The 24,111-nt window shown below is 40.2% G+C and carries 4 protein-coding genes; all 4 read left to right on the forward strand.

Features of this window, described 5'->3' with window-relative positions:
* The first annotated feature begins 9 nt into the window (after window positions 1-9).
* The 4 genes from DSM106972_RS23295 to DSM106972_RS23310 all read left to right on the forward strand — a co-directional run bounded on the left by DSM106972_RS23295 (window position 10) and on the right by DSM106972_RS23310 (window position 24,048).
* Window positions 10-6,000: a type I polyketide synthase gene (locus DSM106972_RS23295; RefSeq protein ID WP_127082946.1), complete on the forward strand. Its 5,991-nt coding sequence runs from the start codon at window positions 10-12 to the stop codon at window positions 5,998-6,000.
* A 38-nt stretch (window positions 6,001-6,038) separates the two neighbouring features.
* On the forward strand, window positions 6,039-10,622 hold the full coding sequence (locus tag DSM106972_RS23300; protein WP_127082947.1) for a non-ribosomal peptide synthetase: 4,584 nt from the start codon (window positions 6,039-6,041) through the stop codon (window positions 10,620-10,622).
* A 69-nt stretch (window positions 10,623-10,691) separates the two neighbouring features.
* Window positions 10,692-18,437: a non-ribosomal peptide synthetase gene (locus tag DSM106972_RS23305; RefSeq protein ID WP_127082948.1), complete on the forward strand. Its 7,746-nt coding sequence runs from the start codon at window positions 10,692-10,694 to the stop codon at window positions 18,435-18,437.
* A 16-nt stretch (window positions 18,438-18,453) separates the two neighbouring features.
* A complete protein-coding gene (locus DSM106972_RS23310) occupies window positions 18,454-24,048 on the forward strand; it encodes a non-ribosomal peptide synthetase (protein WP_127082949.1) in 5,595 nt (1,864 codons plus the stop codon).
* Window positions 24,049-24,111 lie beyond the last annotated feature (63 nt).

Genomic DNA, 24,111 nt, shown 5'->3' on the forward strand with positions numbered 1-24,111 from the left:
TATGGCAAAATGAATGGTACACAAGATGATGAATTAATAGAAGGAATCGCTATCATTGGCATGGCAGGACGTTTTCCAGGCGCCAAAAATGTTGAAGAATTTTGGCAAAATTTACGAGATGGGGTTGAATCAATTTCCACTTTAACAGATGAGGAATTAATATTCGCAGGAATCAAGCCAGATGTACTAAATGATAGTAATTATGTTAAAGCTACTGCTACATTAGAAAATATCGATTTATTTGATGCTTTATTCTTTGATATCAACCCAAAAGAAGCGGAAGTCACAGACCCACAACATCGTTTATTTTTAGAATGTGCTTGGGAAGCTTTAGAGAGTGCTGGTTATGATTCTCAAAGGTGTGAAATTCGGATTGGAGTTTATGGTGGTGCTAGTTTAAATCATTATTTGGATTTTGATTTAAATAAAGACCAATTGGGGTCAGCAAAATCTTACCAAAAGCTAATTGGAAATAGTCATGACTTTTTAACAACTCGTGTTTCTTATAAGTTAAATCTTACTGGACCTAGTATTACAGTTCAAACGGCTTGTTCTACTTCATTAGTTGCAACAACTCTTGCCTACCAAAGTTTGCTAAATTACCAATGTGATATAGCGTTGGTGGGAGGGGTTTCAATACGAGTTCCACACAAAACGGGCTATTTGTATCAGCAAGGAGGAACTTTATCTCCTGATGGTCATTGTCGGGCTTTTGATGCTCAAGCGCAGGGGACAACTATTGGAAATGGTGTGGGAGTTGTTGTGCTAAAGCGACTTAAGGATGCTATTGCTGACGGTGACTGCATTCACGCTGTGATCAAAGGCGCCGCAATAAACAACGATGGTTCTCTTAAAGTTGGGTATACGGCGCCTAGCGTTGATGGTCAAGCTCTTGCGATTGCAGAAGCAATAATGTTAGCTTCAGTAGAGCCTGAGACAATTAGTTATATAGAAGCCCACGGTACAGGAACCGCTTTAGGCGATCCAATTGAAATAGCTGCACTTTCCCAAGTTTTTCGTGCCAGTACCAATAAAAAAGGTTTTTGTGCTATTGGTTCCGTAAAAACCAATATCGGTCATCTCGATGCTGCCGCTGGAGTTGCAGGATTGATTAAAACCGTCCTTGCTCTTAAGCACAAATTAATACCACCAAGTCTTAATTTTGAGCAACCCAATTCGGAAATTGACTTTGCCAATAGTCCTTTTTTCGTTAATACAAAATTAACACAATGGAAATGTAAAGAACGCCGTGCTGGTGTTAGTTCTTTAGGTATGGGGGGAACTAATGCTCATGTAGTTTTAGAAGAAGCTCCCAATGTCGAACCTTCTAGTCCTTCTCGCCCCTGGCAATTGTTAGTAATCTCCGCAAAAACCGAGTCTGCGCTCGAAGCTGCTACGTACAATCTTACTCAACATTTGATACAAAATTCTGACCTTAATCTAGCGGATGTAGCTTATACCTTGCAAGTAGGGCGCAGAGAATTTAATTATCGTCGGATGTTAGTTTGTCGAGATATTGACGATGCAGTTAGAGTATTGCAGCACAAAGGGGAGCAACGAGTTCTTACTCAACTTTATGAACCATGCAATGGTCAGATCGCCTTTATGTTTCCCGGACAAGGCGCCCAGTATGTAGAGATGGCTAAACAACTTTACCAAACTGAGCCAATATTTCGTGACCAGGTGAAGCGTTGCTGCGAGATACTCATACCTTATTTAGGACTAAATTTATGTTCGGTAATTTATCCTAACGAGTCTGAGAAGGAAAGTGCAGCAAAAAAACTCAAACAAACTTGCCTAGCTCAACCAGCTTTGTTTGTAATTGAATACGCTTTGGCACAGTTATGGTTCGCATGGGGTATCTCTGTACAAGCAATGATTGGGCATAGTATTGGCGAGTATGTGGCAGCATGTCTAGCTGGTGTCATGGCTGTAGAAGACGCTTTAGCTTTAGTTGCCGCACGCGGGCGCCTAATGCAGCAACTTCCCACTGGAAGTATGCTTTCTATTCCCTTACCAGAGGCAGAAATTAAACCCTTACTAGGCGAATTATCGCTAGGCGCCTGCAATGCACTAAATTCATGTGTAGTTTCAGGAACTGTTCAAGCAGTAGATACACTGAGGGAAAAATTATATTCTCTGGGTGTTGAGTGTCGCTATCTGCACACTTCTCACGCTTTCCATTCCCAGATGATGGAACCTATAGTGGAATTATTTATTGCGGAAGTTAGGAAAGTTAAACTCAATCCTCCTCAAATTCCGTTTGTTTCTAATTTGACGGGAACCTGGATTACAGCACAAGAGGCAACAAACCCAAATTATTGGGCAAGGCATTTACGAAATACAGTGCAATTTGCAGCGGGTATTTCTACATTGCTGCAAGAACCCAATCGTATCTTATTAGAAGTAGGACCAGGACGTACCTTATCTACCTTTGCTAAACAAAATTTAGAAAAGAAAGAGAAGAAACAAAACTTGATACTTTCTTCTGTGCGACATCCCAAGGAGGAAAAATCAGATGTCGAATTTTTACTAAATACGGTCGGGCGCCTCTGGGTATCAGGAATTGTAATAGACTGGAATAAATATTATATTTCAAATACTTCAGAGCGTCGTTATCGAATTCCCTTACCAACGTATCCATTTGAACGACAAAGATATTGGATAGAACCCCAGAAAGCAACTAATTCTGATCTCACTTCTAATCCAACTTCTGAACCAATAAATCGCAAAAAAGCAGATATTGCCGACTGGTTTTACATTCCTGTTTGGAAAAGTGCGACCACACCCCAAGCAGTTAAATTGAGAGAACAAATACTTGTATTTGTCGATACTGAAATCGGCACGCAAATAACAAAACTTTTGAAAAGTGATGGTTATAATGTTATCACAGTAGTAATAGGAGAGCAGTTTAGCAAACTTAGTCACAGCGAATACACTATCAATCCTAAACAACCTAATGATTACGATATCTTAGTTGCACAATTAAAATTGCAGGATAAATTTCCAGATACCATAGTACACTTATGGAGCCTTACAGCAAATGAGCAAGTAAGTCAACAAGTGAACTCAAACAGCGAATTTTTTGAAGGTTGTCAAAATTTAGGCTTTTACAGTCTACTATTTCTAGCACAGTCCCTTGGAAAACATTATATTAATCAGCCAATAGATATCTTAACTGTCACCAACAATGTATACGACGTAACTGGTACTGAAAAGCTAAGTCCAGAAAAAGCAACCGTCCAGGGAATCTCTAAAGTAATTCCACAAGAGTATTCAAATATTACTTGTCGCTGCATTGATATTGTTGTTTCCACTAGCTTAAAAAGTCTATTAATAGACCAATTACTCACAGAAATAACTACATCTTCGGATCCAGTTATAGCGTATCGCGGTCATCATCGCTGGGTACAAACTTTTGAATCAATACGTTGCGAAAGTGCTACCCCCTTATTGCGCTCAGAAGGGGTATATCTCATTACTGGTGGATTGGGAGGTATCGGTCTTGAAATTGCAGAGTATTTAGCTTGCATTCGAGCCAAGTTAATACTAATAGGATATTCAGATTTTCCCGCGCGCAATGCCTGGGATGAATGGCTGGTAACTCATGACAACTCAGATAAATTAAGTCGCAAAATCCTAAAAGTGCGAGAGTTAGAAGCGCTAGGTGCAGAAGTTCTTACCTTAACTGCGGATGTTGCCAATGAATCACAAATGCATAAAGTTATTACTCTAGCATTACAGCGCTTTGGTAAGATTAATGGAGTAATTCATGCAGCAGGAATCAAGTTATTTAGAACTATTCGAGAAATTACTATTAGCGAATGCCAACAGCAACTGATAACTAATGGACGCGGATTATTTGTATTAGAAAAACTCTTTCAAGGAGTAGAGCTTGACTTCTGTGTGCTGATATCTTCTCTATCATCTGTTGTAGGTGCTTTGGGTATGGCAGCTTATCCAGCAGCACACTTGTTCGCCGATGCCTTTGTTCACAAGCATAATCAAACTAGCCGTACAAGTTGGATAAGTGTAAACTGGGATAACTGGTTAACTAGCGAATTAGCTGCTCAATTGGCTATAAAACCAGAATTTTCTACTGAATTATTTATGACAAGTAAAGAAGGGGTAGAAGTATTTCAGCGAGTTTTATCTCTCAAAAACATTAATCAAATAGTTGTTTCCACTACTAATTTACAAAATAGAATTTCTCAATTGATTAAACCGCAAGGTAAGCTGCAACAAGTTTCTCAGACAGCAAATTCTCTAGCACTACACAGGCGCCCAAATTTAAGTAATAATTATGTTGCTCCCCGAAATGAAATTGAGCAGACCATTGCTAATATTTGGCAAGAAATTCTGGGAATTGAACTAGTCGGTATATATGACAACTTCTTGGAGATAGGTGGAGATTCTCTCCTCAGCATTCAGATTACCGCTAGAGCTAACAAAGCAGGTTTGCGAATTAATAATCAGCATTTATTTGAATACCCAACGATTGCCCAACTAGCAGATATAGCAAGCAGAACTCAAACTGTTTTTGCCGAACAGGGATTAGTCCAAGGAGAAATACCCCTAACACCTATTCAACACTGGTTTTTTGAGCAAAATCTACTTGACTCGCACCACTGGAACCAAGGTATTAGGCTAGAACTGCAACAAAATCTTGATTTAGAGTTATTGAAGCAGGTTATACAGCATTTATTAATACACCATGATGCGCTGCGTCTACGCTTTGTCAAAGAAGCATCTGGTTGGAAGCAGCTTAATACAGAAATTGATACAAACATTGATGCAGTAATACCGCTCTCACAAATAGACTTGTCGTCCCTATCATCACAGTTGCAAGAATTAGAGTTAGAAGCAACAGCTAACCAGTTACAAGCAAGTTTAAATCTTTCAGATGGGCCTATTATTAGAATTGCTCACTTTAATTTAGGACAGCACAAGCCAAGCTGTTTGCTGTTTGTTATCCATCATTTAGCTGTCGATGTGGGTTCTTGGCGGATTTTGCTCGATGACTTGCAAACTGCATACCAGCAATTAAGTCAAGGGAAAGCTATTAAGCTACCTCCAAAGACAACATCGTTTAAGCAGTGGTCGCAACGGTTAATTAAGTATGCACAGTCCATAGAACGAGAACGAGAGCAGGTATACTGGTTGGCGCCATCACGTGAGTGGGTATTGCCACTGCCAGTTGATAATTCTAATGGTGAAAATACTGTTGCATCAGCGCAAACTGTATCAATAACACTGAGTGTTGAAGAAACTGAGGTACTACAAACAAAGATAACAAGTGCTTATCGTGTTAAAATAGAGGAAGTGTTGCTGAGTGCCCTAGTACAAGCTACTGCTAAGTGGGCAAGAACACCCTCACTGTTGGTTGACTTAGAGGGGAATAGTAGGGAAGTTATTTTTGATGATGTAGATTTATCGCGGACAGTAGGGTGGTTTACTAACATTGCTCCTGTGTTGTTGGAAGCTGGAGAAGCTGCGAATACTGACCAAGTATTGAAGGTAGTTAAAGAGCAGTTACGTAGTTTTCCTAACCAAGGGCTTGGTTATGGTGTAATGCGTTACTTGAGCAACGATGCACTCATTACTGAAAAACTACGTTCGTTACAACCAGCAGAAATAATTTTTCTCTACCTTGGCAATCTGGAACAAAGTTTACCTCAGTCTTCTTTATTTAAATTGTCTCAACAATCTAGTGGGTTATCCCGAAGTACTAGGGGACTCAGAAGCCATTTGTTAGAAGTTCATGCTGTCATTGTTGAAAAGCAATTAAGAGTGGATTGGACGTACAGCAAAAATCTACATCACAGAAAGACTATCGAGCATTTGGCTGAGGATTTAGTAGCAGTACTACGATTGATGATTGATGACAGTCAGTTGCCTTCGGTAGAAAGTTACACTCCTTCTGATTTTATAGAGTTTAAAACTAGTCAGTGGGGTCAAGATGATATTGATAGTATTTTGGCGGCAATTGATAAGTGTTAGATCGTAGAACCACAGAACAAACAGAGTCTAAGGGATAAATGAAAAATATTGAATGTTTTTATCCGCTTTCGCCAATGCAGCAAGGCATTCTTTTTCACAGTCTTTATGCTTCTAATCCAGGGATGTATTGCGATGAATTCAGTTGTAATATTCAGGGGAATCTTAATCCCTTAATATTTCAGCAAGCTTGGCAACAGTTAGTAGAACATCACCCTATTTTACGAACTTCTTTTGTTTGGGAAGGTTTGAAAGAGCCTACTCAGGTTGTACATAACCAAGTAAAGTTGCCAATCGAACAACACGATTGGCGCCTAATAACGAAGCTTGAACAGCAAAAACGTATACAAGCTTTTCAAAATGCGGAGCAACAGGGTTTTACACTTTCTCAAGCTCCTTTAATGCATTTAACGCTTATTCGGTTGGCTGATACAGATTACCTGTTTATCTGGCGCCGTCACCATTTGTTGTTAGATGGCTGGTCTGCATCTCTACTTCTGGATGAAGTTTTTAAATTGTATCAGGCTTTGAATGAAGGTAAGGATTTTCACTTCAAACAACCTCGTGCTTACCGCGATTATATCGCTTGGCTGCAACAACAAGATTTAGTTGCTGCTGAAACGTTCTGGCGCCAGCGCTTGCAAGGTTTTACTGCTCCCACTTCTTTGACAGTACAAAAGCCTAAGTGCAATTCCAGTCAAGATAAAGACTATACACAACAGCAGTTGCAGCTATCAACGGCAGAAACAGCAGCTTTACAGTCTTGGACTAAACAGCAACATTTGACATTGAGTACTGTAATGCATGGCGCCTGGGCTATTCTTCTCAGTCGCTACAGTGGGGAGAAGGATGTGCTTTTTGGGTCTGTTGTATCTGGTAGAGGCGCCTTGGCTGGGTCTGAGTCAATGGTGGGAGTGTTGATAAATACTCTGCCGATGCGAGTTTACATTAATCCAAAAGAAGAACTTTTACAGTGGTTAAAACAGTTGCAAATACAGCAAAATGAAACTCGTTGCTTTGAGTGCTGTCCTTTAGTCGAAATTCAACAGTGGAGCGATGTATCTGTTGCACCGCTATTTGAAAACATATTTAACTTTCAAAATTACCCCATAGGTTTTTCTCAAACCCCACAAGTCGGTTTAAATATTTCTGATATTCGTACTTGTATACACCCCCATTATCCCCTCACCGCATCGGTGAAGGTAGATTCAGAGTTATTACTAGAGATTTGTTATAATTGCGGCTACTTTGAACAAAGTACGATAAATAAAATGCTAGGACATTTTCGTACTTTGCTATTAAGTATGATTGTTAATCAGCAGCAGCATTTAGAAGATTTGCCGTTATTGACTGAGGCAGAGTGTCATCAACAATTGGTGGAGTGGAATAGTACTAAAGTTGATTACCCTCAAGTATGTATTCATCAGCTATTTCAAGCGCAGGTAGAGAAAACACCTGATAAGGTAGCAGTAGTATTTGAGCAGGAGCAATTAACTTATCGAGAACTGAATGCAAGAGCAAACCAATTAGCCCACTATTTACAAGCTTTAGGTGTAGGAGCAGAGGTACTTGTAGGTATTTGCATTGAGCGCTCCCTTGACATGATAGTCGCGCTGCTAGGTATTCTTAAAGCAGGTGGTGTATATGTACCGCTTGACCCTGCTTATCCGCACGCACGCCTAGCTTTCATGTTAGAAGATGCTCAAGTGTCGGTGCTGCTTACTCAACAAAACTTACTTGCAAATTTACCGAAACATCAAGCGAAATTAGTATGCTTAGATACTGAATGGGAGAAAATAGTTCAAGAAAATACTTGCAACCCTATCCACTGCACCACTACAGAAAACCTAGCTTATGTAATCTACACTTCCGGTTCTACTGGCAAACCCAAAGGAGTGCAAATTCCCCACGGTGCTGTAGTTAATTTCTTAACTTCCATGCGCCAAACTCCAGGGATAACCCAAGAAGATACGTTGCTCTCAGTAACCACATTATCTTTTGACATTGCTGCACTAGAACTATATTTACCACTAATTGTCGGCGCCCGTTTGGTTATAGTTAGTCGTGAAGACACCATTGATGGAACTAAGCTACTAAAAAAATTAACTTCTTCTAGCGTTACAGTTATGCAAGCTACACCTGCAACCTGGCGAATGCTGTTAGCTGCTGGGTGGCAAACAGGTGGACAATTGAATAGACAATTAAAAATTCTTTGCGGTGGTGAAGCTCTTGACTCTTGCCTTGCTCAACAGTTGCTGGAACGTTCAAGCGAAGTGTGGAATTTATATGGTCCAACAGAAACTACGATTTGGTCAGTTGTACAAAAGGTATCACAAAAGTTAGAGGAGGGCGTTATCTCAATTGGTCGTCCCATTGCTAACACACAATTATATATTCTCGACCAACACCACCAGTTAGTACCTGTAGGAGTTATGGGTGAATTGCATATTGGGGGTGCTGGGGTCGCTCGTGGTTATTTAAATCAACCGGAACTTACCGCACAGAAGTTTATTCCTCACCCTTTGCAAAAAGATTCAAGTTCGCTCTGGTACAAAACTGGTGATTTAGCGCGCTATCTACCGGATGGAACCGTTGAGTTTTTAGGACGAATTGACAATCAAGTCAAACTCCGAGGTTTCCGTATAGAACTAGGAGAGATTGAAACTTTACTCAACCAGCATCCAGCAGTTAATAACAGTGTTGTGATAGTGCGAGAGGATGAACCTGGCCATCAGCTTTTGGTAGCATATGTAGTATTTAATTTAAGTGAATCAAATCAATTACCAGAAATTACCCAACTGCGGCGCCATCTCCAGAATAAACTACCTAGTTATATGGTGCCATCAGTCTTTGTGCAACTGGAAACACTACCCATAACACCGAATGGTAAATTAGACCGTCGTGCTTTGCCTAAACCCAACAGTAGCAACTTACATCTAGAAGGGCTACAAAATACTTTTGTTGCACCACGTCATCTAGTGGAAGAATTATTAGCAGGAATTTGGCTTCAAGTTCTAAATGTTCCACAAGTTGGTATTTATGACAACTTTTTTGAATTAGGTGGACATTCGCTGCTAGCTACTCAGGTGGTTTCACGAGTTCGCAAAACCTTCGATATAGATTTACCGTTACAATGTTTGTTTGAGTCATCAACTGTAGCTGCACTAGCCACAGTTATTAATAGCTCAATCAAACAGGAAATTCCTTCGATTAAGTGTGTTGAGCGTGATTATTATTTACCGCTATCATTTGCTCAAACTAGACTATGGTTGTTAGAGCAAATAAACCAAAGCAGCTTAAATTACAATGAAATTTTCGCTGTGCAGCTTATTGGCTTATTAGATATAGATGTTTTAGAGCAGAGCATTAATGAAATAATCAGGCGCCATGAATTATTACGTACTAGCTTCTCGGTAGTGGATGGGCAACCATTTCAGTTTATTACCCCAGATGTAACTGTAAAAGTACTAGTAGTAGATCGGCAAGCAGAAATACAGCAACTAATCGATGAAGAATCTCTACGTAGCTTTGACTTAGCTAAAGCACCACTGTTGCGCTGCGTTATAATGCGCGTTTCAGAACAGGAACATATACTTTTGTTCACTATCCACCATATTGTCTCCGATGCTTGGTCAATAGGTGTGTTCGTGCGGGAGTTTGCAGCACTGTATACAGCTTTTTTAGACAAAAAACCTTCTCCACTACCAGAATTACCCATCCAATATGCAGATTTTGCAGTGTGGCAACGTCAATGGTTACAAGGTGAGACACTAGAAACACTATTAACTTACTGGAAAAAGCAATTAGGTAATAATCTTCCTATATTACAATTACCGACCGCGCGTCCCCGCACAGAAATTAAAACCAACCGAGGTGCTTCTCAAACCTTTGTCATTCCTTCTCATTTATCCCAAGCGCTGCAAACCCTTTCGCGTCAAGAAGGTGTCACTTTATTTATGACTTTGTTGGCTAGTTTTCAGGTATTACTACAACGTTATACTAATCAGGATGACATTGTTGTTGGTACTGATATTGCCAACCGTAATCGGGCTGAATTAGAACCATTAATTGGCTTTTTTGTCAACTTACTAGTATTACGTACCTACCTTGGTGAAAATCCCAGTTTTCGAGAGTTGCTTAAAAGAGTACGTTCTTGTACATTAGAAGCATATGCTCATCAAGATTTGCCTTTTGACCAATTAGTTAAAGCTTTGCAGCCTGAGCGAAATTTGAGCAATATACCACCATTATTTCAGGTCTTATTTGTGCTGCAAAATGCTCCAATGCCAGCTTTGGAATTGCCAGGACTAACCTTAAATGTATTAGAAGTAGAAAACAAAATTGCTAGGTTTGATTTAGCTTTATTTCTCACCGAAACAGAACAAGGAATCGTCGGAAAGTGGAAATACAATGCCGACCTTTTTGATTTTGCTATAATTGCGCGCATGACTAATCATTTTCAAACGCTACTCAACAATGTTGTAGTGCAACCCAATGCTCGGATAAATACTTTAGAAATGTTTACTGAAGCTGAGAAAAAAGAACAAAATATGCAACGAAGAGAGCGTCAAACCTTTAAGAGGGAAAAGTTTATTAGTATTGTGCCTAAAACAATTGATTTATAGTTAAATAACGGGCAGGGATGCCCGTTCCACAAGAGAGATGAAAATATTATATTATAAGGGAAAAAGTATATGACAATTACAACTTTCAGCGGTTTTCGCCTTTCCCCACATCAAAAACATCTTTGGTTGTTACAAAAGTCATCCTCAAATTGTATAACTCAAAGCCAGATTAGTATTGCAGGAAAGCTTAAACCAGAGGCTTTAAAATTTGCTTTAAAACAAATAGTCAGTCGTCATGATATTCTGAGAACAACGTTTCACTCTCTTCCAGGCATGAAAGTTCCGGTGATGGTTGTAGAGAATGAAAGTGTTTTTGCTTGGCGTGAGATTAATTTGAAAGAGTGTGTATTTATAGAAGCACAAGTTGAAACTATTTCTCAGGAAGAAAGATGTCATAAATTTGATTTTGAAAAGTCTCCTTTATTACGTGCAAGTTTGCTTAATCTATCAAATGAAAAGCATATTCTACTTTTGACTTTACCTGCATTTTGTGCTGATACCAAGACTCACCACAATTTATTTACGGAAATGAGTAATTTATATAAAGCTTATTTAGACGACGAGCAACTAAATCAAACGGAAGTTGTACAATATATTCAATTTTCAGAATGGCAGAACCAATTACTTGAAGAACCACAAGCAGAATCTGGTAAAGATTATTGGAATCAGCTAGATTTCTCTAGTCTCAATTCTTTAACACTAAATTTTGTAGATAAATATCATCAAACAGATAAGTTTTCAGTAGCATCTTTTAATTTAACTCTCCCTGCTTCTCTCACCCAAAAAATTAAACAACAGATACAAGATATTGATTTATTTTTACTTTCATGTTGGCAGGTGTTACTCTGGCGCCTGACGGGAAATACAGAGATGATTGTGGGTACTGTCTTTGATGGTAGAGAGTATGAAGAGTTAAATAATGCCTTGGGAGCATTTGCTAAAGTATTACCAATTTCCTGTTTGTTAACAGATAATTTAAGTTTTGAAGAAGTTTTAGAACAAGTAAATAAAGCTAATCAAGCAGTTTTAGAATGGCAAGATTATTTTGTTTGGGAAACAGATAAGGAACTAAAGTTTCCAGTAATTTTTGAGTTTGTTAACATTAACAATAATTATAATTTAGATGATGTTTCTTTCTTAGTTGAGAAAATATGTAACCAAATTGAACCATTTAAACTTAAACTAACTTGTGTTGAGACAGAAGCTTGTTTAAATTTGGAGTTTGATTATAATACTAACGTCTTTTCACTACAGGACATTCGGCGCCTAGCAGAACAATTTCAGACTCTGTTAACTAATATAGTTGAAAATTCACAAATTATAATAAGTAAATTAAAAATTTTACCACAAAATCAGCTTGACGAACTACTTATTCACTTCAATCAAACCCATGTTGATTATCCACAAAACAAATGTATTCATCAAATATTTGAGGAACAAGCAACTCGTACTCCAAACCAAATTGCTGTTGTTTTTGAAAACAAGCAATTAACCTATAAAGAACTAAACGCACGCGCGAATCAATTAGCTAGCTACCTACGAAAGTTAGGAGTACAAAAAGAAGTAGTAGTAGGAATTTGCGTTGAGCGTTCTTTAGATATGATTGTTAGTCTATTAGGTATTCTCAAGGCAGGTGGAGCTTATTTAGCTTTAGACCCTAAATTACCAAAGGAGAACCTTGGTTTTCGCTTGCAGGATGCTGATGTATCTGTACTGTTAACTCACGAGCATTTGTTAGATATTAATAGTGTTCCTAATTTAGTACAGGTAGTACATTTAGACACAGACTGGAACCTTATTGCTCACGAAAGCGACGAGAATTTGACTTGCTTGGCTACTGCAAATAATTTAGCTTATGTACTTTTCACTTCTGGTTCTACGGGTAAGCCGAAAGGTGTAGCTATTGAGCATCGGCAATTGGTAAATTATTTAAATGCAATTACAGATAAACTACAGTTACCTAATAATGCTAGTTTTGCAACTGTATCAACATTTTCAGCCGACTTGGGCAACACTGCAATTTTTCCTGCTTTATGCAGGGGTGGGTGTCTTCATATAATATCTTCTGAAAGAGCATCTGACCCAGAGGCACTAGCAGCATACTGTCAAAAGCATCCTATCGACTGTCTAAAAATTGTCCCCTCTCACCTCGATGCCTTATTAGCATCTACTCACGCTCAATCTATTTTGCCGACTCAGCGCTTAATTTTGGGTGGTGATACTGCTAGTTGGAGTTTGATTGAGAAAATTCAGTCTTTGGCGCCGAACTGCTTAATATTTAACCATTACGGACCGACGGAAGCCACTGTGGGTGTTCTAACTTATGCAGTCAAGGATGTACAGACACAAACACCTACAGTACCTCTTGGGCGCCCGCTTGCTAACACTCAAGTTTACGTGCTGGACAAGCAGATGCAGCCTGTACCTATAGGTGTAGCAGGAGAATTGTATATTGGTGGGTCTAATCTCGCTCGATGTTATCATAACCACCCTGAAGAAACAGCAGAAAAATTTATCCCTAATATTTTTAGTAATGTACCGGGAGAACGTTTATACAAAACAGGTGATTTGGTTCGCTATATCAATGATGGAAATTTGGAATTTCTGGGGCGAATTGACAACCAAGTTAAGATTCGCGGTTTTCGTATAGAACTTGGAGAGATTGAAGCAACGTTACTGCAACACCCCCAGGTACAAGAAGTTGTAGTTTTGACGTGGGCAACAGAAAATAATGATAAACGTTTGGTTGCTTATGTAGTAACGCATCATTTACAAGTTGATTTGAAAGACGAGCTGCGTCGCTTTTTGATGGCAAAACTGCCTGAGTATATGATTCCCTCTGCTTTCGTAATCTTGAAAGCTTTACCACTAACACCAAATGGCAAGATAGACCGTCAAGCTTTACTGGCACTAGAAAAAACCACAGAATCGGAAAAAACTGTATTGCCTCCTCGTAATCCTATTGAAGAAGTATTAGCTGGGTTGTGGGCAACAATTTTGGGGTGTAAGCAGGTGAGCATCCATGACAATTTTTTTGAATTAGGCGGGCACTCGCTGTTAGCAACGCAGCTTATATCTAGACTAAGAGAAGCTTTTCAAATCGAAATACCGTTACCTTGGTTGTTTGAAGCACCAGTACTCATTGATTTAGCAAAACGCATTCAAAGTGCGATGAGTGGGGGAATGGAATTAAAAGCTCCACCAATTGCGCGCGCTTCCCGAATTGGGGAGTTACCTTTGTCATTTGCTCAACAGCGACTATGGTTTCTCGATCAGTTAGAGCCAGGTAGCTCATTGTACAATCTTCCCAAGGCTGTTCGCCTAACTGGAAAGCTGAATGTAGCAGTTTTGTCTAGTTGCATCAACGAAATAATCAGGCGCCATGAAGTATTGCGAACCAAATTTGCCATTGCCGACGGACGACCAATACAGATAATTTCTCCATCTATAAATTTAGAATTACCAGTGGTGGATTTATGCCATCTTCCACCAACCGAACGTGAAGCTGAAACGAGGCGCCTTATACAAAAAGAAGCGCAACACGGATTTGACTTGACGCAAAGTCCATTGCTACGCGCAACATTACTGCAACTCGATCAAGATGATTATGTACTTTTGTTCACGTTACATCATATTGTCTCTGACGGTTGGTCTAATGGAGTGTTGATTCACGAAGTGGTAGCACTTTATCAAGCTTTCAGTAATGGGGTAAATTCTCCGTTACCAGAATTACCTATTCAATACGCAGACTTTGCCCTTTGGCAACAACAGTGGCTACAAGGACAAGTTTTAGAAACTCAGCTTGCATACTGGCAGCAACAACTAGGTGGTACTCGCTCTGCCCTAGAGCTACCCACCGACCATCCGCGACCAGCAGTATCAACTTACACAGGCGCAACAAAGTCATTTATAGTGCCTAAAACACTTACTGATGCTCTGAAAGCCCTTTCCGTTCAAAAATCTGCAACACTTTTTATGACGCTGTTAGCAGCGTTCAAAGTGTTACTTTATCGCTATAGTGGGCAAGATGATATAGTTGTCGGCTCGCCGATTGCTAACCGCAACCACGCTCAAATAGAAGGGTTAATTGGTTTTTTTGTCAATACCCTGGTGTTGCGTACTAATTTAGCAGGCAACCCTAGCTTTAACTCACTGCTGCAACGGGTACGAGAAGTTGCTTTAGGAGCTTACACTTACCAAGACTTACCCTTTGAGCAATTAGTATCACTTCAACCGGAGCGGCTTTTGAGTCGAAACCCGCTATTCGATGTAATGTTCATTCTCCAGAATACGCCTTCTGAGCCACTACAGTTACCAGGGCTAATTATCACCCCCTTAGAGGAGGAACGTCAAACGGCAACTTTTGATTTAACTCTTTGCATTTTGGAAACTGATACTGGGCTAACGGGTTCGCTAGAATACAGCACTGAGTTGTTCGATGGCGCCACTATTGAACGGATGCTAGGACATTTCAATGTTTTACTAGAGGGAATTGTCGCTAATCCTGACCAACGTATTTCAAACTTGCCTTTGTTAACCGAAAAGGAACAGCAGCAATTATTGATAGGAAATCAAAATGTTGCAGCATATCAAGAGCAGTGTGTTCACAAGTTGTTTGAAGCACAGGTAGAGCTTACCCCCGATGCTATTGCGGTAGTGTATGGGAATTCTCAGTTGACTTACCGAGAGTTAAATCAGCGTGCCAATAAAATCGCATCTTACCTGCAAAAACAAGGTGTGCAACCAGAGGTTTTAGTTGGCCTTTGCGTGGAACGTTCTCTAGATTTGTTAGTAGGACTGCTCGGAATTCTCAAAGCAGGTGCAGCTTATGTACCGTTAGACCCAAATTATCCTCAAGAACGGTTAGCGTATATGGTAGCAGATGCACAAATACCAATATTGCTGACACAATCAACTGTGGCGCCATTACCATTTGATAATGCCCAAGTTATTTGTCTGGATACAGATTGGCAAGAAATTGACCGTGAAAGCCAGGAAAATATAAAAAGTATAATTAATTTAACTAGCGAAGCAACACCCGACAATTTAGCTTACTTAATTTACACTTCTGGTTCTACTGGAACCCCAAAGGGTGTATTAATTTCCCACAGGTCTTTGGTAAATTTCGCTACAATGGCTGCTGTTGAATATGAGATTAAAGCCAGCGATAGAGTATTGCAATTTGCGTCTATCAGCTTTGATACGGCTGCGGAAGAAATCTTTCCTACCTTATTGCGGGGTGCAACTTTGGTACTGCGAACTGAAGAAATGTTAAATTCCGTATCTAATTTCTTACAACAGTGTTATCAACAGTCGGTGTCGGTATTAGATTTACCAACTGCCTTTTGGCATGAGATTGTCGCGGAATTATCTACACTAGGATTAATATTACCAGAATCTTTGCGATTGGTAATTATTGGTGGGGAGAGAGCCAGTAGCGAGGGACTAGCAACTTGGCGACAGCAAGTAAATTCATCTATAAGGCTAGTAAACAGTTACGGGCCTACAGAAACAACCGTTGTCGCCACAATGTGCGATATAGGGGAAGAAGCAGTAGACTTTGGGCAACAAATACCCATTGGATACCCAATACCAAATGTTCAAACTTTTGTATTGGATAAATATTTGCAACCAGTTCCTATTGGTGTCAGAGGTGAACTGTATATTGGTGGAGTTGGTGTAGCGCGCGGCTATCTCAACCAACCAGATTTAACAGCCGAGAAATTTATTCCCAATCCTTTTAGTAAAGATGTTAATAAAAATGCGTCTCGCTTGTATAAAACAGCAGACTTGGTGCGTTATCGACCGGATGGCAACCTAGAATTTCTCGGTCGAATTGACCGTCAAGTCAAAATACGTGGTTTCCGTATCGAACTCTTAGAAATTGAAACGATATTAACTCAACACCCAGAAGTAAAAGCGGCTGTTGTCTTAGCACCAAAAGATGAACGTGGCAAAGAACGCTTAGTGGCTTATATTGTGCCTAATTCCTTTTATGAGGAAGCTGACTTAGAAATTAAGGATAAACTGCGTCGCTGGGTGAAAGAAAAGTTACCAGAGTATATGGCGCCTACAATCTTTATATTGCTTAATGCTATACCGCTCACAGCCAACGGTAAAATAGATATGCAAGCACTACCAGCTTACGAACAGGAATCAGTTTTCGTTCCCCCGCAAACGACCATTGAAAAACAACTAACTCAAATTTGGGCTGAAGTACTTGGACTGCAACGAGTCGGTGTTAACGACAACTTTTTTGAGTTGGGTGGAGATTCTATTCTGAGTCTGCAAGTTATTTCAAAAGCGAACCAAGCAGGGCTGCATTTTACACCCAAACAGTTATTTCAATACCAGACCATCAGCCAATTAGCAGCAGTAGTGAGTACAACCAAGCTTATCCAAGCTGAACAAGGCCCAGTCAATGGCTCTTTCCCCCTAACTCCCATTCAGCACTGGTTCTTTGAACAAGATTTCGCCGACCCCCATCACTGGAATCAAGCGGTGCTGCTGGAAGTTCCCCAAAATATCAACCCAGTAATATTAGAGACAGCGGTGCAGTCTTTAATTGAGCATCATGACATTCTCCGAACTTGTTTCATCAAAGAAGCATCTGGTTGGCGCCCGATAATTGATAATTATACAAAAGTATCAATTACCAACTTAGATGTCTCTTCAATGTCCCCAGATGAACAAGCATCTGCGATGACGCAGTTGCAAGCTAGTTTCAACCTATCAGAAGCTCCACTGCTGCAAGTTGCCCTAATTAATTTAGGAAATGTACAGCGCTTGTTCTTCACCATTCACCACTTACTAATAGATGGAGTTTCTTGGCGAATTTTGTTGGCAGACCTCCAGCTTGTCTATGAGCAACTGATTCAAGGCAAAGCTATAAAATTGCCGCCAAAAACAACCTCATTTAAACAATGGTCGTACCGGATGCAAGAATATGCCCAATCGTCAGCGCTAAAACAAGAGTTAAATTACTGGTTAACATCGCTACGTCAACCCGTGGCGCCCTTAAGAGTAGATTATTTAGGAGGACAAAATACAGCAGCAAACGCGCGCACCGTGGAAGTTGCTTTGAGTGTAGAAGAAACTCAAGCCTTACTGCAACAGGTTTCTGCTGCTTACCGAACTCAAATCAATGATGTGTTGTTAACACCGCTAGTACAGGCATTTAGCCAGTGGACGGGAGAAGAATCGCTACTTTTTGATTTAGAGGGACACGGACGAGAAGAACTATTTACAGATATCGACTTATCGCGAACAGTGGGTTGGTTCACTTCTGTGTTTCCCGTGCGGCTTGATTTTGATAAAGCTAGCTATCCTGGAGATGCTTTAAAGATGGTAAAAGAACAGTTACGTGCTATTCCTAATCGGGGTATAGGTTATGGTATTTTAAAATACTTAAGTAATGTGGAAATTGCTACGTTATTGCGGTCATTGCCCCAAGCTGAGGTGAGCTTTAATTACTTGGGTCAGTTCGACCAAGTGTTAACTGAATCTTCATTGTTTAAGTTAGCACGGGAGTCGAGCGGTGCCTCTCAAAGTTTGCGAAACAATCGCTCGTATTTGATAGAGATTTATGGTGGCATTGAGTCGGGTAGGCTGCAATTATCTTGGACTTACAGTCAAAGTCTATATTGCCAATCCACTATTGAAGGACTAGCACAGGGATTTATCGAAGCTTTGCGAGCGCTAATTGCTCACTGCCTATCTGCTGAAACGGGTGACTTTATTCCTTCAGACTTTCCTCTAGTGGAGTTGAATCAGGAAGAACTTGATGGTGCGTTCGAGCAAATCTCATTTAACTAAGAAGGAAGTAATGAAGATGAAGCACAAGAATATCGAGGATGTTTATCCTTTATCTCCTATGCAACAGGGGATGCTTTTCCACAGTCTTTATGCTCCTGAAGATGGTGTATATATTGAGCAAATGAGTTTCAATATCAATGGAACTTTGAATGTGGATGCGTTTGTTCGAGCTTGGCAGCAGGTTGTGGAGCTTCATCCCATTTTGCGAACGGCGTTTGTGTGGGAAAAATTAGAAAAACCTATTCAAGTTGTAGGTCGGCAGGTGACGTTACCTTGGGAGGAGCATGATTTTAGGGGTGTCTCTCCTTTGGAGCAGCAAAAACAATTGGAAGTTTTACAATTAAACGACCGTTCGCGCGGTTTTGATATTTCTAAGGCGCCACTAATGCGCTTCACGCTAATCCGCCTACAAGAAACAACTTATCATTTTATTTGGAGTCATCACCATCTACTGCTCGATGGATGGTCTGTACCTTTACTATTAAAAGAAGTAATTGCTTATTATAAATCTTTTTGCCAAGGTGAAAATCTCTACTTAGAAAAACCCCGTCCTTACCGAGATTATATTGAGTGGCTACAGCAGCAAAATGTTACTCAGGCAGAAGTATTTTGGCGCTCAATACTTAAGGGTTTCACAACTCCTACCTCACTAAGGAAAAACTTAGTTTCTCAACGTTTGTCTATCCAGGAAAAAAGTTACTGTGAGCAAGAGCGTAAGTTGTCTGTCAGCAGCACCGTTGCTCTCCAAACTTTGGTGCATCAGCATCAAGTAACATTAAATACCTTTATTCAGGGAGCAGTGGCTCTGCTGTTAAGTCGCTACAGTGGTGAGGAAGATGTGGTATTTGGAGCTACGGTTTCTGGTCGTCCCCCCACTTTAGTCAAAGCTGAGTCGATGGTAGGGCTGTTTATTAATACATTGCCAGTTAGAATCAAAGTTAACCCTAAAGGATCTGTGGTTCCTTGGTTGCGCTCACTCCAAACCCAACAAGTGCAAGCGCGCGAGTATGAGTATACTCCGCTTGTGGAAATACAAGGATGGAGTGAAGTTCCTAGAGGTTTGCCTTTATTCGAGAGTATCGTGGTGTTTGAGAATTACCCAATCGATGCTTCCTTGCAGTCACCTGCTATCGGTTTAGAAATTAGTAATGTTTGTAGCTTTGATAAAACAAATTATCCTTTAACCATAAGTGTAGTTCCTGGTGAACAGTTGTTGCTTAAGATTGCCTACACTAATGGCGATGGCTTTGACACTGATATTATTGAACGAATGCTAGGGCATCTTGTTACATTGCTCGAAGGTATAATTGCCAATCCTCATCAACGCTTAGAAGAATTGTCAATTTTGACACCAGCAGAACGCAATTATTTGTTAGTAGAACTCAATCAAAGTTCAAAGTTTGATACTCAGCAGTGCATTCATCATCTGTTTGAGAGACAAGTAGTAATGGCGCCTGATGCAGTGGCTGTAGTATTCGACACAAAGTCATTAACTTACGATCAACTTAACCAACAGGCAAATCAATTAGCGCATCACCTAATATCCCTTGGTGTGAAACCAGAGATGCTAGTTGGCATCTGTGTAGAACGTTCCTTAGAAATGGTAATAGGTATTTTAGGCATCTTAAAAGCAGGTGGTGCTTATGTACCCCTAGACCCAGATTACCCACAGGAACGCTTGGCTTTTATGATTGCAGATGCAAATGTGTCGATACTATTGACTCAAGAGCAAATAAGACACTTACTACCAAATCATGAAGCGCAAATCGTTTGTTTGGATGCAGACTGGAATGTAATTGCCCAGCAACCACCGTCAAATCCCGTTAATAGCAGATTACAACCGGAAAATCTCGCTTATGTAATTTACACTTCCGGTTCCACAGGACAATCTAAGGGGGTGATGATTGAGCATCGCAGTTTGGTTAATGCTTATTTTGCTTGGGAACAAACTTACCAACTGCGAGCAACCAGAACTTGTCACCTCCAGATGGCAAGCTTCTCCTTCGATGTATTTTCTGGTGATTTGGTAAGGGCTTTGTGTTCCGGCGGTAAATTAGTTCTGTCAAAACGAGAATTTTTGCTATCTCCAAAAGAATTATATAATTTGATGGTTTTGCAACAGGTTGACTGTGCTGAGTTTGTACCCGCAGTGTTGCGAAATCTAGTAGAGTACTTAGAACAAAGTCAACTTAGGCTTGATTTTATGAAACTACTAGTGTGCGGTTCAGATGTTTGGTATGGGCAAGAATATCAAAAATTCCGTAGCTTTTGTGGTTCTCAAACTCGTTTGATTAACTCTTTCGGCACCACCGAAGCGACTATCGATAGTTCTTGGTTTGAAGCTACAACACACTCAGAGTTAGCGAGTGAACAATTAGTACCGATTGGACGGGCATTTCTTAACACCCAACTATATATTTTAGATGTAAATTTGCAGCCCGTACCTGTGGGAGTTGCTGGAGAAATTTATATTGGTGGCGCCTCCTTAGCGCGCGGGTATCTCAACCGTCCTGAGTTAACGGCGCAAAAGTTCGTTCCCAACCCATATAGTCAGGAAAAAGGGCGCCTATACAAAACTGGAGACTTAGCTCGTTATTTACCTGATGGGAATATTGAATTTATTAGACGCACTGACTACCAAGTTAAAATTCGCGGTTTCCGAATTGAGATTGCTGAAATTGAGACGGCACTGGTTCAACATCAAGTAGTGCGAGAGGTTGTCGTCTTAGCTAGAGAGGATGTACCGGGTGACAAACGCTTAGTAGCTTATATCGTTACTGATACACCTATAACATCTCCTGAATTACGCCACTTCCTCAAACAAAAATTACCAGAGTACATGATACCAGGTGCCTTTGTGTTTGTTGAAGCCCTACCGCTTACACCTAACGGCAAGGTAGACCGAAAAGCCTTACCAGCACCCGACATAGCAACAATCGAACAGCATAATTTTAAAGTACCGCGTACTATTTTAGAAGAGATATTGGTGGGGATTTGGAGCGATATTCTCGGTGTTAAACAAGTTAGTATTGATGATAACTTCTTTGATTTAGGTGGGCACTCCCTCATTGCCACCCAGCTTATTTCCCGTATTCGCAAAGTTTACCGAGTGGAAGTCCCTCTGCGCTACTTGTTTGAAGAACCAACCGTAGCAGGACTAGGCGCCAAAATTCAGGCATTTTCTCAACAAGAGGAATTGCAAGCGACGCCTATACTACCTGTTGCACGGTTAACGGATATTGAATTACCTCTGTCCTTCGCCCAACAGCGACTATGGTTTCTCCAGCAGTTACACCTAGATAATAGCTATAACATCTTCAACGCTCTACACATGAAGGGTTCCCTTAACATAGCAGCCTTGGAGACAAGTCTTAACGAAATTATTAAACGTCATGAAGCTTTACGCACGTCGTTTATCGCTATAGATGGGTATCCTGTACAGGTGATTGCCTCCAAGTTGCAACTAACTATACCAATAATAGATTTGCAGACACTGCCGGAAGCAGAACAGAAAGCTCAGGTACTGAGACTGATAGCAAAGGAGTCTGAGCAACCTTTTGACTTAGCTTGCAGTCCACTCGCGCGCGTTACTCTTTTAAAGTTAAACTCTGCAGAACACATACTGCTGTGTACCATGCATCACATCATCTCTGATGGCTGGTCAATGGGAGTGCTTGTCGGGGAACTGGTAAATTTTTACAAAGCTTCAGTTAACAAAAAACCTCTATCGCTACCCGAACTACCTTTACAATACGCAGATTTTGCGGTATGGCAAAGACAGTGGCTACAATCACATGTGTTAGCTCTTCAGTTAGCGTACTGGAAGCAACAACTAGGTGGAATATCAGTACTACAACTTCCCTACTCTCAACCACGACCTGAAAAAGGAACCAATCGTTGCATCATCCATAGTTTCAAGTTATCTGTCCAACTATCGCAAGCACTTCAAACCCTTAGCCGCGAAGCAAATGCAACTTTATTTATAACAATGCTTGCTGCTTTCAAAACCCTACTATACCGCTATAGTAAGCAAGATGACATTGTTGTGGGTACTGATGTTGCCAATCGTAACCAAGCAGAAACTGAAGGGTTAATTGGTTTTTTTGTCAATATTTTAGTTTTACGCACCTACCTTGGTGGTTGTCCCAGTTTTCGAGAACTGTTACAAAGGGTGCGCGAAGTCGCTTTAGGAGCTTATGCTCATCAAGATTTGCCCTTCGAGAAGTTAGTAGAGGAACTACAACCAGAGCGACATTTGAACCACACACCTTTATTTCAGGTGTTATTCGTTATGGATAACGTTCCAAAACAGAATTTAGAACTGCCAGACCTAACAATAACACCCCTAGAAGTCAACTATGGAACGGCAAAGTTTGATTTAGCATTATTTGTTGCAAAAACAGAACAAGAAATTGTTGGTAGCTGGCATTACAACGCTGACTTGTTCGATGCAGCAGCAATAACACGCATGACAGGACACTTTGAAACGTTACTAAATAATATCGTTGCCCAGCCAGATACCCGTATCAACACTTTAGAAATACTTACTGAAGCAGAAAAGAGAAAACAGATTATGGCAGAAACTAAACAAGAAGAGAGTAAACTTAAAAAATTTATGCAGGTTAAACCCAAAGCTGTAAAATTACCACAAGGAGAATTAATTAAAACATGTTTCCTCGATCCAGATGAAAGCTTACCCTTAGTAATAGAGCCTGCTATTAATGATATTGACATTATCAATTGGGCTAAAAACAATAGGCTATTCATAGAAACTAAGTTACAACATCACGGAGCTATTCTCTTTCGTAACTGCAATATTGATTCAGTATTAACGTTTGAAAACTTAGCTCAAGCTATTTGTCCAAATTTATTCGCTGAATATGGTGATTTACCGCGCGAGGGAGTAAGTGATAAAGTTTACGGTTCCACACCTTACCCCGCAGACCAAGCTATTCTTTTCCACAATGAAAGTTCTCATTTACATCAGTTTCCTCTCAAAATATGGTTTTTTTGCGTACAACCAGCAGCGCGCGGAGGAGAAACACCAATTGTAGATTGTCGCAAAGCTTATCAATTACTCAACCCCAAGTTACGAGAAAAACTTGAGAAACAGCAATTAATGTATGTTCGTAACTACATTGAAGGTTTAGACGTAAGCTGGCAAGAATTTTTCCGCACCACTGACAAAGCAGTAGTTGAAAATTATTGTAAAAAAGCTAGAATTGAATTTGAATGGCTAGCAAACAATAGCTTAAAAACTCGTCAAATCCGACAAGCTGTTACAAAACACCCCCATACAAGAGAAACAGTATTTTTTAATCAGCTTCAGTTACACCATATATCATGCTTAAACTCAACAGTTCGGGAATCTTTGTTGTCAATATTTGGTGAAAATAACTTACCCCGTAATGTCTATTACAGTGATGGTTCTCCTATTGAAGATGCAGTAATGTCAGAAATCAATGAAGTTTATCAACAAGCTACAATTAGTTTTCCGTGGCAGAAAGGAGACGTGCTAATGCTTGACAACATGTTAACGGCACACGGTCGCTTTCCTTATGAAGGACAAAGAAAAATTGTTGTAGCGATGGGAGAAATACATCAGTTGTAAAGACTAAACATGTAACGTCTCTACTGACCGCAATGCACCGTGCGATAGCAAAGTAAGGTGGGC

The organism is Dulcicalothrix desertica PCC 7102, from assembly GCF_003991905.1.
GTDB classification, from domain to species: domain Bacteria; phylum Cyanobacteriota; class Cyanobacteriia; order Cyanobacteriales; family Nostocaceae; genus Dulcicalothrix; species Dulcicalothrix desertica.

What these genes read in the sequence shown, in the direction of transcription:
- DSM106972_RS23295 (WP_127082946.1), top strand. Translation starts at nt 10, where the DNA reads ATGAATGGTACACAAGATGATGAATTAATAGAAGGAATCGCTATCATT.
- DSM106972_RS23310 (WP_127082949.1), top strand. Translation starts at nt 18,454, where the DNA reads ATGAAGCACAAGAATATCGAGGATGTTTATCCTTTATCTCCTATGCAA.
- DSM106972_RS23305 (WP_127082948.1), top strand. Translation starts at nt 10,692, where the DNA reads ATGACAATTACAACTTTCAGCGGTTTTCGCCTTTCCCCACATCAAAAA.
- DSM106972_RS23300 (WP_127082947.1), top strand. Translation starts at nt 6,039, where the DNA reads ATGAAAAATATTGAATGTTTTTATCCGCTTTCGCCAATGCAGCAAGGC.